The 13,116-nt window shown below is 66.1% G+C and carries 8 protein-coding genes; 1 reads left to right on the forward strand and 7 read right to left on the reverse strand.

Annotation, left to right across the window (positions count from 1 at the left end; translation table 11 throughout):
* Window positions 1-63: 63 nt before the first annotated feature.
* From treY to K0S66_RS05750, 6 genes are all read right to left on the reverse strand, one after another.
* A complete protein-coding gene (gene treY / locus K0S66_RS05725) occupies window positions 64-2,361 on the reverse strand; it encodes a malto-oligosyltrehalose synthase (RefSeq protein ID WP_301074236.1) in 2,298 nt (765 codons plus the stop codon).
* On the reverse strand, window positions 2,358-4,238 hold the full coding sequence (gene malQ, locus K0S66_RS05730; RefSeq protein WP_301074238.1) for a 4-alpha-glucanotransferase: 1,881 nt from the start codon (window positions 4,236-4,238) through the stop codon (window positions 2,358-2,360). The genes treY and malQ overlap by 4 nt, the downstream gene beginning before the upstream one ends.
* Entirely contained in the window at window positions 4,226-5,923 is a 1,698-nt protein-coding gene (treZ, locus tag K0S66_RS05735) for a malto-oligosyltrehalose trehalohydrolase (protein WP_301074239.1), read from the reverse strand. Before treZ ends, malQ begins: the two co-directional genes overlap by 13 nt.
* The gene (gene glgX, locus K0S66_RS05740; protein WP_301074240.1) at window positions 5,911-8,013 is read right to left on the reverse strand and encodes a glycogen debranching protein GlgX; all 2,103 of its coding nucleotides are present in this window, start codon (window positions 8,011-8,013) and stop codon (window positions 5,911-5,913) included. Before glgX ends, treZ begins: the two co-directional genes overlap by 13 nt.
* A 137-nt stretch (window positions 8,014-8,150) precedes the next feature.
* Window positions 8,151-8,492 carry a DUF2934 domain-containing protein gene (locus K0S66_RS05745; RefSeq protein ID WP_301074242.1) on the reverse strand — a complete coding sequence of 114 codons (342 nt, stop codon included), beginning with the start codon at window positions 8,490-8,492 and terminating at the stop codon, window positions 8,151-8,153.
* Between the two features lie 118 nt (window positions 8,493-8,610).
* Entirely contained in the window at window positions 8,611-9,105 is a 495-nt protein-coding gene (locus tag K0S66_RS05750; protein ID WP_301074243.1) for a PilZ domain-containing protein, read from the reverse strand.
* Window positions 9,106-9,162: 57 nt separating this feature from the next.
* Between K0S66_RS05750 and K0S66_RS05755 the strand changes: the two genes are divergently transcribed.
* Entirely contained in the window at window positions 9,163-11,454 is a 2,292-nt protein-coding gene (locus K0S66_RS05755; protein WP_301074245.1) for a TonB-dependent receptor, read from the forward strand.
* An 80-nt stretch (window positions 11,455-11,534) separates the two neighbouring features.
* Here K0S66_RS05755 and K0S66_RS05760 read toward each other — a convergent pair whose 3' ends face one another.
* Window positions 11,535-13,061: a CpaF family protein gene (locus K0S66_RS05760; RefSeq protein ID WP_301074246.1), complete on the reverse strand. Its 1,527-nt coding sequence runs from the start codon at window positions 13,059-13,061 to the stop codon at window positions 11,535-11,537.
* Window positions 13,062-13,116 lie beyond the last annotated feature (55 nt).

Consider the following 13,116-nt stretch of genomic DNA (forward strand, 5'->3'; position numbering starts at 1 on the left):
GACAGCAGCATGCGCTGCTCGCCGTTGCCGCCCTTCAAATCGCTTGGTCGAGGAACGGCGGCCTCAGGCGAGTTCGAACCACACGGGTGTTTTATCGAATAGCGAGGCTGCTTGCCGCACGACGCCAGAGGGGAAGCGGATCACGCTGCCCGGCTGATCCTCGCCGAGTGATATCGCACAGCGGAAGATTGCGTCGCCATGACGTCGCTCGAACGCGAGCAGGCGAGCGTCGCCGTCAACCACTGCCGCCTCATAGCTGCCCTGGGTGAACAGCGTTGGATGAGTGCGACGGAGGTTCAACAGGGTGGCGATCAGCCGCATCTTGGCAGGCGGATCGTCCAGCGCGGCGATACGCGCCCGGTAATCGACCGGGCGGCGGTTGTCGGGATCAACGAGGCTCAGGTCGGCGAATTCGGTGCCTTGGTAGAGATCCGGCACGCCAGGCATGGTGCAGCGGAGCGCGACCTGAACCAAGCTGTTGCGGTGGGCCGCTTCGCCGATCTCGCCTAGGAAACTGCTGATTGATGCCACGAACGCCGGGCTGTCGATCAATGCCAGCGCCAGATCGTTGCAGCACGCCTCATACCGTTCGTCAGGCGCCTCCCATGAGGAGCGCAGCTTCGCCTCGCGCAGTGCCTTGGTCTGCCAGGCGCTGATACGCTCGCCAAGGGTGCCGTCCTCAAGCTCGCGAGCGTCCGATGGCCATGCTCCGAGCAGCGCCTGGAACAACATGTAGCGATCGCCGCAATCTACGCCGTGCGATAGCGGATCGGCCATCGCTTCCCAATCGCTGACCACCTCGCGCCACCGATCGGGGATGGCGCTGAGCACGGCCAGCCGCGCGCGCGTGTCCTCGCCTCGCTTGTGATCGTGCGTGGCGGTGGTGAGCATAGCGGTGGGCCATTGCTGCGCGCGCGCCTGCATGCGCAGGTGAAAGGCGGCGGGATCGAGCGCCATCAGCCCTGCGTCGAACCCGACATCGTTGCGCGAGAGCAGCCGGCCGTAGCGGTAGAAGGCGGTATCCTCGAGCGCCTTTGCCGCAATCGGCGCGGAGAGTTGCTGGAAGCGGCGAACGGCTTCTGAATGGCTGCCTTCGCCCGACAGCCAGCGCAGCACCAGATCGACCACTGGCGTCTCGCCCGGCGGAATATGCCGTGCGACCCGGACGCGCACCGCGGCGCGCACGCTTTCGTCACTGGCCGGCGGGGTGGGGCCGTAGGTGCGGTACACCGGGAACACCCACAGCAGGCGTTCGATTGCGCGGCGCAGCATCGCGCGGGTGATCCCGTCCGGCGCGATCGCGGCGAAGGCGTCGACGCAGAATTCCAGCTGTCCGCTGAATTGCCACGCGAGAAGCTGCTGACCGGCGAGCAGCTCCTCCGGCGCGAGTTCGGCGGGGCGGCCGCTGATCTCGTGCCACAAGCGGCCGAGCGGCTCGGCGCCTGATGGATGATGGAGCAGCGCGGCGGATTCTTCCATGAAATCATAGCCGCTGGTGCCATTTACCGCCCACTCCGGCGACAATTCCTCACCAGGGCCGAGGATCTTTTCGATGACGATCCATGCGTCATCGCCCAGCCGTGCCCGCAAGGCGCGGCAATAGCCCAACGGATCGGTGAGGCCGTCGACATGGTCGATCCGCACCCCATCGATCAGGCCTTCGTCATGGAGGCGGAAGTAGAGTTCATGGGTGCGGTCCAAGACGGCAGGATCCTCAACCCGAACCCCGGCCAGTTCGTTGATCGCGAAGAAGCGGCGCCAGTTGAGTTCGTCATTGGCCGTGCGCCATGAGGCGAGCCGGTAATGCTGACTATCGAGCAGTGCGGCGATCGGCTGCTGATCGGCGGCTGCCTGATCCTCGTCCCGCAAGGGAAGGCGCCGATTGCCATAGGCAGTCAGCCACCAACGGTCCTGATGATGCTCCAGCGTCAGTGCGCCCTCCGCCAAGGCGTCGGTCAGCGAGCTGCCGAGTATCGGCAGGAGGATCGGGCGCGACCAATCAATGTCGAAGACGTCGGCGTAGGAGCTGTTGCGACCATGGCGAAGGACATCGTTCCACCAGCCGTTGGTATCGCCAGCCACGCCCATATGGTTGGGTACGATGTCGATGATGATCCCCATGCCATGGGCGCGAAGACTGGCAACGAGGCGCCGAAAGCCGGCCTCGCCGCCCAGTTCCGGGTTGATGCGCGTAGGGTCGACTACGTCATAACCGTGCGTTGAGCCCGGCGCGGCGGTGGTGACGGGGGAAGCGTAGATGTGGCTGATGCCCAGCCGGTCCAGATAAGGAACGATCGCCTCCGCATCGGCGAAGGTGAAATCCCGGTGGAATTGCAGGCGGTACGTGGCGCGCGGGATCATCCAGGCCTCTTTTGGGTCAACATGGCAGCGCGCCGGTGAACATCAGGGCGGGCGAGAAGAGCGCCGGTGGTGGCGAGCATGCGCCGGCGCCAATTCGGATGCTGGTCAACGGTGCCGGGCAGGTTCGGTTGCTCCTCCAGGCCGAGGAGATCCTCCAGCGGAAAGATGGCGAGCGCGGCGGGCGCATCAGCGACCGCTTCCATAACCTCATCGATCGGCGGCTCGGCTAAAACCGGCGACAAGCCAATCGCTTGTGCCAAGGACTTCCGTTCGGCTGTACGTTCCTCAAAGGCCGTGGGATTGGCGATGCCGCTGATGTGCTCACGCCATTCAATGTCGCGGCCTTTCCACCAGCCAGCTACTGTCGGAGTGTCGTGGGTGCCGGTCATCGCCACAGCATCGGCATCCCAGCGGGCCGGCGAGACGAAGGCGCCGGTGACATCGCGCTCGAAGGGGAGCACGCGCATGCCGAGCATGCCGCGGCGCGACAGATCGGCGCGCAGACCTGCGGGGACGGTGCCGAGATCCTCGGCAATGACGATGGCCTCGGCGCGATGGGCTTCGATCGCCACAATGGTCTTTAGCGTATCGCCGGGCATGGTGAGGTACGCGCCGTCGGCCGCGCTGCCGCCATCAGGGACGATCCAAAGGTGATCGAGCCCGATCGCATGATCGATGCGCAGGCCGCCGGCGTGCTGAAGAGCAGTCCGTATCGTCTTGATAAACGGTGCAAATCCACTGCGCTGAAGCGCGTAGGGATCGAGCGCGGAGATGCCCCAATTCTGACCGTCCGGGCCGAGCGGATCAGGGGGCGCGCCGATCGAGACGCCGCTGAGCAGATCGGACCGCCGGCTCCACCCATGGCTGCCCGCCCGATCGGTGCCCACCGCCAAGTCAGCGATCAGCCCGATCGACATGCGGGAACGGGCACTTTCCTGTGCATACGCAAGCCCTTGGTCTGCCAACCATTGAAGAAAGACGAAGAAGGAAACCTCCGCCGCATGCTCCGTTGCGAAGCGTCTGACGGGGGGGCTGGCGGGATCCTGATAGGCGATTGGCCAGTCGGTCCATCCGGCGCCGCCGAGGTGGCCGTGCAGGGCATCGAAGAGGGCATGGGCGGCGAGGTCCGGCCCCTTTTCGGCCGCGAACGCGGCGGTCGCGGCCTGGTACCGGGAGAAATTGGCCAGATAGACGCGGCCCAGATGCGCCAGCCGTTCGGTGAGCGCGCCAGGCCAGTCGATCAACTCGGCGCAAGGTTCGGGCGGGAACGGCGCGCCGATCAGCGCCGGGTCCGCGAGCATGACATTGTGGAACAGCCGGGAGGAGGGGGCGTAGGGGCTGAAGCGATGCGGATCGGCGGGGAAGAGCGCATGCGTCGGGCTGATCGCCACAGCGGCAGCACCGGCATTCCCGAACTCGGTTGCCGAGTGGGCGAGGGTGCCGAAATCGCCATAGGCCGCGGGGCGATCATCGCGGAGTGCGGGGATCTGGACCGATACGCCCCAGCTTCGCCCGACCGGCTGCGGGCAACGGGGCGGGCCGACGGCAAGGGTGTAGCGGCGCCCCCCGATCGACAGCCGATGGTAGCCGATGACGTGGATGGGGGCCGCCATGCCGCCGCCGGCGATCGCCAGTGGCAGCGTGGTTCCGTCCTCCAGCATGAGATCGGCCGTGCCGGCGGGGGCCCCGGGCAAGGCGATGGGTGCGCCCAGCGTGCCGGGTACGAACGGTTCATCTGCCGGTGTCAGATCGAGGCGGGCGAGCAGCGCCTCCAATATGGCGTCGTCGACCTGCTGCGGCCGGCCGCTCGCGTCGGTCCAGTGCCGTTTGAGCCCGGCGGCGACCGCGGCGGCGTGAAGATCGGTCATCCGATCCATGCGGCGAAACGATCGTCAGTGGCGAAGATCGGCGCCGGTCGTCCGGCATCGGGCAGCGCGGCGGGGGCGTCCGCAAGGTCAATCGCGATGGTCAGTCGGGAGCCATCGCCGAGCTGCCAGCGCGCGATGACTGCGGCATCGCCGATCGCCTCCGCCCCCAGTGCGACGGCGCCGGGGAGATGCGGGATGATGTGTTCACGGCGCCGGCGCAGCAGGGCCTGGTAAAAGGCGCGCCAGACCAGCGCGTCGGGACCGGGCTGTGGCAGCGACGCCTGGAAGGTCTCGGGTGCGTTGGGATCGGGGATCCGCTCGCGCGCCGCAGGATCGGCGAAGGCGGGAAATTTGGCGAACTCACGGCGGCGGCCCTCGCGCACCGCGTCGGCCAGATCATCGTGGAAATCGGTGAAGAAGAGGAACGGGCTTTCGCTCCCCTCTTCCTCGCCCATGAAGAGCAAGGGGATTTGCGGCGCGAGCAGCATGAGCGCCGTAGCAGCGCGCAGCTTTGCAGGATCGGTGAGAAGGGTGAGCCGATCGCCCAGCGCCCGGTTGCCGACCTGATCGTGGTTCTGGAGGAAGCTGACGAAGCGGGTTGGCGAGAGGTGCCCGCTGGGGGTGCCGCGCGGGCGGCCGTCCTGATTGGGCGAGGGATCGCCCTGGTAGATGAAGCCCTCCGACAAGGCGCGGGCGAGCCGCTCTGCCGGACGATCAGCGAAGTCCGCATAATAGGCGCTGGTCTCGCCGGTCAGCAGGACATGCATGACATTGTGGAAATCGTCGTTCCACTGCGCGTCATAGCCGTCGGCGTGGAGGCGGGCGGCGTCGTTATGTTCGTTCTCGAGCACGAGATGGACGTGGCGGTCCGGCAGCGCCTCGCGGATTTCGGCGGCCATGGCGTCGAGGAAGGCGGGGTTGTCGATCGCGTGGACGGCATCGAAGCGAAGCCCATCGAAGCGATAATCGCGCAGCCACATCAGTGCATTGTCGATGAAGAAGCGGGCGACGGGTTTTTCGTCCACCGCCACTGCCCCGCCCCACGGCGTCGCCACGTCGCGGTGGAAGAAGCGGTCGGCATAGAGGCCGAGGTAGTTACCGTCGGGCCCGAAGTGATTGTAGACCACGTCGAGGAAGACGCTGAGCCCGAGTTCGTGCGCCGCGTCGATCAGCGTGCGCAGCTCTGCCGGGGAGCCATAAGCCTCGTGCACGGCATAGGGCAGGACACCGTCATAGCCCCAGCCGCGATCGCCGGCGAAGGCGTTGATCGGCATGAGCTGAATCGCCGTGACGCCAAGCGCGGCGATCGCCGGCAGCCGCTGAGTGACGCCGCTGAAGCCGCCGAGCACGCCGGCATGAAGCTCCATGATCACCATTTCGTGCCACGCACGCCCGCGCCACTCCGGCACGCGCCAGTCGTGGCTGTGATCGGGAACGATGCTCCAGCCGTGGACGCCGCCGTGCTGGCGGCGCGAGGCCGGGTCGGGAACGGGTGTGTCGCCGACGTGGAAGCGGTAGCGGGCACCGGCGCCGACCGCGTGATCGGCGACATGCCAGCCATCATCCTGCGGCGTCATCGGTAGCTGGGTGCCGTCAAAGTCCAGCGTGACCTGCGGCGCGCCCGGCGCCCAGAGGCGGAAGCGCGTGGTGCCGTCATCCAGCGGCTGCGGCCCCCAGGCGTTTAATCCTCCCATGCGCTGGTCCAGCTCAACAGCACCGCGCCCTGCGGTGCGACTTCATATTCGCTGCCGATGTCGATCTCCCCCTGATCGGGTTTCGCGCTGTCGATCAGCACGGTGCGCCGGGTGTCGGGTTTCGGCAGGTGGAAGGTGACGGGATCGCTACTGGCATTGAGGAGCAGCGAGACGGCCTCCACCTCGCCAGCGTCGTTCATCGCGGCGCGGCGCATCATGAGCGCGCGGCCCTCTGGATTCTGCCAATCCTCATCGCTGAGCCGCTCGCCACGCTCGTCCCACCATTCGACATCGTTGACGCCGTGGCCGGGCGAATCCTGGCCGTAGAGGAAGGTCGGTGCGCGAAGCACGGGGTAGCGGCGGCGAAGCTCCGTCAGGCGGGCAGTGAAATCGATCTGCTGCTGACCCTCGGGCGTGGCGGCGGCGTTCCAGTCGAGCCAGCTGATCTCATTATCCTGGCAATAGGCGTTGTTGTTGCCTTGCTGCGTGCGACCGAATTCGTCGCCGGCGACCAGCATCGGCGTGCCGAGCGAGGCGAGCAGTGTGGTCAGCATCGAGCGCATGACCCGGCCGCGCGCATCGTTGATCGCGGGATCGTCGGTCGGCCCCTCCGCGCCCCAGTTGCGCGAATGGTTGTTGTCGTGGCCGTCGCGATTGTCCTCGCCGTTCGCCTCATTGTGGCGCTCCTCGTACATCACCGTGTCGGCGAGCGTGAAGCCATCATGCGCGACGAGGAAATTGACGCTGGCCCAGGGGCGGCGGGCGCGGCGATCGAACAGGTCGCCCGAGCCGGAGAGCCGCGCGGCAAGATCGCCGCGGGTGCCGGCATCGCCCTTCCAATAGCTGCGCACCGTGTCGCGGTATTTGTCGTTCCACTCGGCAAAGCCCGGCGGGAAGCGGCCAAGCTGGTAGCCGCCGGGGCCGACATCCCATGGCTCCGCGATCAGCTTCAACCGGCTGAGGACCGGGTCCTGTCGCACGACATCGAAGAAGGCCGAGCCCGGATCGAAGCCGGTCGCCTCGCGGCCGAGGGTGAGGCCGAGATCGAAGCGGAAGCCGTCGATGCCGAAGCTGGTCGCCCAATAGCGCAAGCTGTCCGCCACCATCTGGATCACGCGCGCCTTGCTCATGTTGAGCGTGTTGCCGGTGCCGGTGTCGTTGATCGTGTAGCGGGGGTTATCGGCGACGAGGCGATAGTAACTGGCATTGTCGAGCCCGCGCCAGGAGAGCGTCGGACCCTTTTCGGAGCCTTCGCAGGTGTGGTTGTACACCACGTCCATGATGACTTCGATGCCGGCCTGGTGGAGCCGGAAGACGGCGCGGCGAAGCTCGTCCTGCTGCTCGCGCGCCATATAGGCCTGTTCGGGGGCGAAGAAGCCGAGCGTGTTGTAGCCCCAGTAATTCCTGAGGCCCTTCTCCTGCAGGAAGCGATCCTGCGTGAAGGCCTGGATCGGGAGCAGCTCGATCGCGGTGACGCCGAGCCGCTGGAGGTTGCGGATAACGGCGGGGTGGCCGAGCGCGGCATAGGTGCCGCGATCGCGCGCGGGCACTTCCTCCATCAGCTTCGTCAGGCCCTTGACGTGCGCCTCGTAGATGACCGTTTCCGACCAGGGCGTGTTGGGGCGGCGATCGCGTGACCAGTCCCAATGATCGTCGACGACCACCGCCTTGGGCATGGCGGCGGCGCTGTCACGCTTATCGAAGCTCAGATCCTCGCGCCGCGAGCCGATGCGATAGCCGTGGAGTGCATCGGTCCAGCGGATCTGGCCGTGGAGCTTTCGCGCATAGGGATCGAGCAGCAGCTTGTTGGGATTGAAGCGGTGGCCCGCCTCCGGCTCATAGCGGCCGTGCGCGCGATAGCCGTAGAGGAGGCCGGGCTCCACGTCGGGCAGATAGCCGTGGAACACCTCATCGGTGCATTCGGGCAGCCAGAACCGCTTGATCTCGCGCTTGCCGGCGGGATCGAACAGGCACAGCTCGATCGCATCGGCGTTCGCCGAGAACACCGCGAAATTGATGCCGAGGCCGTCGAAGGTGGCGCCGAGCGGGTAGGGAGTGCCGGGCTGGAGCCGGTCAATCGAAGGGAGCAATGCGCGAGCCTCGCTGCAGGATGAGTAGGGGTGGGGGATGATCGAACGTCGGACGGCTCCTCTCTCCCGAAGGTGAGGGAGGGCGTGACGCGGCTAGCGCCCGGACAGAGGAGGTAAGAGCGGCGCGCCGCGGGCGATCAGGTGACCGCCCTGATGCTTCCCTTGCCGCGGCGTGGCTTCTTGGCGCCGGTTGAATCGGCGGCGGGGGGGGATGATTGCGTGCTGTCGCTCGGCTCAGCAGCGATGGTTTGCGGGTGGCTATTGCTCACGGCGCTATCCTGGCTGCCGGTGTCGGCGGGTTCGCCAAAGGGCAGATCGTCGGCGGCGCCGGGCAGCAACGCATCCTTATCGGACGGCTCCGCGCCATGTTCCTGCTCCGCGCGGGTCCAATGGTCGTGGTCGCGGCCCTCAGGCTCGCCTTCTTCCTGCCAGATCCGGTACGCGCGCTGCCGGATCAGTTCGTCGCGGTCCTCCGTCATGATCGATCTCCCCGTTTGATCTCTTGCAAACGCGCATCGTCGAAAATCGACGCTCGGCTCGACACAAAATCTTGGAATGGCGGGAGAAAGCCCGAGCAGGCGGGAAGTTAGCGGGAGGTTAGCGGCCGTAGGGGTTCTTGAGCGCGGGGATCCAGCCGACGGATGGGGCCCCCGGCGCTGAGGATCCGGCGCCCTGCTGCGCCGGGCGCGGGGCGACGGCGGCGCGCGCGCGGGCGGCGTCGGGATCGATCGCCTCGGCGAATTTGATGCCGGCCTGACCGTCCTTGACCCACACGATGGTGGCCGCGACCGCCTCCAGCGCGCCGACCGAGACCAGCACCGTGGCGCCGGTCTGGAGCATGGTCGCCTGATCGAGGCGAACGCCGCCGGTGGACAGATCGCGGACGCGATGGCGCGTCGGGGCACCGCCGCCAAACCGCTCCACCGTGGCACTCAGGAAAACGCTGTTGCGCGGCGCGCGGGCGAGCTGCTCCCGCTCAGGCTCGGCATCGGCGGGAAGCGCTTGATCGTCAGGCGGCTCCGGGTCGGTCATTCGGCGTAATTGGTAATTTTCGCGCTGCAGCGCAACCCGAGGATCAACGCAGTAAATCATGCCTTGTGATGTTATCACGTCGCGGTTAGGGAGCAGGTGACTCAGGGAGGGACCACGTTGAAGATCTTTGCCGTTCTGCTGGCCGGTACTGCGTTTACCGCCGCCCCCGCATTTGCCCAATCGACCGACGTACCGGCCGCGCCGTCGACCGAAGTGCCGGCCGACGAGCCGACCAGCAGCAACGACAGTGCACCGACCCGGACGGGCCATGTCGAGGCCAATCGCGAGATCGTCGTCACGGCCCCTTTCGTACGTGATCTTAACCTGTTGGCGGGCAAGTCTGTCGTCACGGGTGATGAGTTGATCCGTGACCTTCGCCCGCAGATCGGTGACACGCTGACCAGCCTGCCGGGCGTGTCGGCGACGTCGTTCAGCCCCGGTGCGTCGCGCCCTGTGCTGCGCGGGTTCCAGGGGGAGCGGGTGCGGGTGCTGACCGACGGACTGGGGTCGCTGGACGTATCCAACACCTCCACCGACCATGGCGTCACGATCGACCCGCTGACGGCGGAACGGATCGAGGTGTTGCGCGGGCCGGCGGTGATGCTGTTCGGCAGCCAGGCGATCGGCGGTGCGGTAAACGTGATCGACCGACGCATTCCGCGCGGCGTGCCCGAGCATGGCTATCACGTCGACGCGATCGGCACCTATGGTTCGGCCGCGAACGAGCGTAGCGGCGGCGCCGGTGTCGACGTCGCGCTTTCCTCACAGATCGTCGCGCATGTCGACGGCAGCTATCGCAAGTCGGACGACCTGCGGATCGGCGGGTATCAATTGTCGCCAACGCTGCGGAACGAGCAACTCGGCATTGCCGCCGAGGAAGCGGCGGAGGGGCATGTTGAGGAGGCCGCCGAGGCACGCGCGCTGGCCAATCGCCGTGGGCGGCTGCCCAACAGCGGGACCGAGACCTACACGCTGGGCGCCGGCGTGGCGTTGATCAACGAAGGGGGCAGCCTAGGTTTCTCCGTCGGCTATTATGACAGCAAATATGGCGTGCCGGAGCGGCCGGGTGCCGGGCATGCGCATGGTGAGGGCGGCCATGACCATGACCATGACCATGACCATGACCATGACCACGACCACGACCACGACCACGACCACGACCACGACCACGACCATGATCATGAGGAAGAAGGTCATGATCATGGCGACGTGACGATCGCGATGAAGCAGTTCCGCGCGGACATGCGCGGCGAAGTGATCGCCGGGGGGGACTTCCTCGATCGTATCCGCTTCCGCGCCGGATTTGCCGATTACGAACATACCGAATTCGAAGGCGCTGAGGTCGGCACCGTGTTCAACTCGCAAGCGTTCGAGGGCCGCGTAGAAGTGGTTCAGGCGGATCGCGGTGGCTGGCGCGGCGTGACCGGTTTTCAGGGATTTACCCGCGACTTTTCAGCCGTGGGCGCAGAAGCGTTCGTGCCGCCCAACGTGACCGATCAATATGGCCTGTTCACGCTGCAGGAGATCAACCGCGGCAATTGGGAGGTCGAGTTCGCCGGCCGTTATGAACATGCCGCGGTGCGATCCAATGCGGTGCGAGTAGGGCCGCCCGAGGATGAGGCGACCGTCGGCGTCAGCCGCAGCTTCAACGCGTTCTCTGGCGCACTGGGCCTGTCCTATGCCGTCGGACCGGAAGTGCGCATCGGAATCAACGGGTCGCGCGCAGAACGAGCGCCGTCCGCCGAAGAACTGTTCTCCAACGGCCCGCACGTCGCCACCCAGGCGTTCGAGATCGGAAACCCCAACTTCAAGACCGAGAAGAGCTGGGGGCTGGAGCTGTACGCGCGTGGCCGTACCGGGCCGGTGCGTTTCCAGGTCAGCGGCTATGCCACCTGGTTCGACGATTACATCTATGAAAATGCGGTCGGCGGGGAGCGCGACGGACTGCCGGTCTTCCAGTATTTCCAGGCTGGTGCGCGCTATTATGGCGTCGAGGGCGAGCTGACGGCGGACCTGATCCGCACCAACGGGTTCGAGCTGGATGGCAATATCGTCGCCGATTATGTCAATGCGACGCTGACCAACGATCGCGGGCCGGTGCCGCGTATCCCGCCGCTGCGCGTGCTGGGCGGATTGAGCGCACGGGCCGGTGACTTCGGTGGCCGGGTTGAGGTGGAGCATGTCACCGCGCAGAACCGCGTCGCATCGTTCGAGACGCCGACCGAGGATTTCACGCTGGTCAACGCGTCGTTGTCGTTCAAGCCGTTCGGACGGGAAAGCGAGACGACCTTCATCGTGTCGGCGAACAACATCTTCGATGTCGACGCGCGTCGCCACGCGTCGTTCACCAAGGATTTCGTCCCGCTGGCCGGCCGCGACATCCGGGTGGCCGCACGGCTGAGCTTCTGACCCATGAAAAAGGACAGCCGCTAGCCTGATAAGGCCGGCGGCTGCCCCTTTCATTATTAGATCGGGTCAGCCGCGGCTGATCAGAGACACGCCTCGAGAAACGCCTGATCGAAGCCGAACTGCTTGGCCTTGTCGATCGTGTAGGGGCGAAGGCCCATCGCGCGATATTCGCCGATGATCTTTCCGTCGGCGCTCTCGTCCAGATATTCGAACTTGAAGAGCTCCTGCGTGACGATCACGGGGCCTTCCATGCCAATCACCTCGGTGACGTTCGTCACGCGACGTGAGCCGTCGCGCAGGCGCTTCACCTGAATGATCATGTCGACGGAATCGGCGATCTGGCGGCTGATCGCCTCCTTCGGCACCTTGATGTCAGACATCATCACCATGTTCTCCATACGCGCCAGCGCCTCACGCGGGCTGTTGGAGTGGAGCGTACACATCGAGCCATCGTGGCCGGTGTTCATCGCCGAGAGCATGTCGAAACATTCGGCGCCACGGATTTCGCCCAGGATGATGCGATCCGGGCGCATACGCAGCGCGTTCTTGACGAGATCGCGGATGCTGATTTCGCCCTGACCCTCAAGGTTCGCGGGCCGCGTTTCAAGCGGCAGCCAGTGCGGCTGTTGCAGGCGAAGTTCGGCCGCGTCCTCGATCGTCAGCACGCGCTCACCCGGGTCGATCATCTTCGACAGGGCGTTCAGCATCGTCGTCTTGCCCGAGCCGGTGCCGCCCGAAATGACGATGTTGAAACGGCAGGCGCCGGCGATCTTCAGCGCGGTCGCCATCTTGGGCGACATGGATCCGAAGCCGGCCATCATGTCGAGCGTGATCGGCTTGGCCGAGAACTTACGGATCGAGATAGCAGTGCCGCGCAGCGAGAGCGGGGGCACGATCACGTTGACGCGGCTGCCGTCCTTCAGGCGGGCGTCGGCGAGCGGCGTGGTCTGGTCGACGCGGCGGCCGACCGAGTTGCAGATGCGCTGCGCGATCTGGAACAGATGCTCCTCGTCGCGGAACTGGATCTGGGCGAGCTGCAGCTTGCCCTTCTTCTCGATGAAGGTCTGGTCGGGGCCGTTGACCATGATGTCCGAGATCTCGGGGTCGGCCAGCAGTTCCTCGAGCGGCCCCAGACCGAGCAGTTCGTCGACCAGCACCTTTTCCAGCGCGAACTGTTCGCGGCGGTTGAGGGTGAGCTTCAGTTCGGCGAGCACTTCGCCGATGATCGGGCGAAATTCCTCGGCCAGCTCGTCCTTGCCGAGCGTCGCGGCGGCTTCCGGATCGACGCGCTCGAGCAGGCGCGGGAGCACCTGTTCCTTGATCTTGTGGATCGACGCCTCAAACCCCTCGACGCGGCTGCTGCCGGCGTCGCCCGAGGTGGCTTGACGATCGGCCAGGCGCTGCATCGCGTCTGTATGAAGCCCCGGCATCGTCCCCATGATGTCGGGAGCGGCGAGCTCACCGGGGAAGGGCAGGGATTCGAGCGGCGGGAACTGTTCACCAGCGTCCGGGCGAGCCGCCGGGCCCCCCCCCTGCATCGGGCGCGCCACACCGAAACCGGGGCGTGCCGCCGTACCTGCGTTGTTACGACGCCCAAAAGCGTTCATGCCGTCCGTCCTGCTACCACAAGCGGATTTGGTAAGCGGCAAGGCTTTATATTTG

Source organism: Sphingomonas sp. (assembly GCF_029239295.1).
Classification (GTDB): Bacteria; Pseudomonadota; Alphaproteobacteria; order Sphingomonadales; family Sphingomonadaceae; genus Sphingomonas.

What these genes read in the sequence shown, in the direction of transcription:
- treY (WP_301074236.1), bottom strand. Translation starts at nt 2,361, where the DNA reads ATGATCCCGCGCGCCACGTACCGCCTGCAATTCCACCGGGATTTCACC.
- malQ (WP_301074238.1), bottom strand. Translation starts at nt 4,238, where the DNA reads ATGGATCGGATGACCGATCTTCACGCCGCCGCGGTCGCCGCCGGGCTC.
- treZ (WP_301074239.1), bottom strand. Translation starts at nt 5,923, where the DNA reads ATGGGAGGATTAAACGCCTGGGGGCCGCAGCCGCTGGATGACGGCACC.
- K0S66_RS05745 (WP_301074242.1), bottom strand. Translation starts at nt 8,492, where the DNA reads ATGACGGAGGACCGCGACGAACTGATCCGGCAGCGCGCGTACCGGATC.
- K0S66_RS05750 (WP_301074243.1), bottom strand. Translation starts at nt 9,105, where the DNA reads ATGATTTACTGCGTTGATCCTCGGGTTGCGCTGCAGCGCGAAAATTAC.
- K0S66_RS05760 (WP_301074246.1), bottom strand. Translation starts at nt 13,061, where the DNA reads ATGAACGCTTTTGGGCGTCGTAACAACGCAGGTACGGCGGCACGCCCC.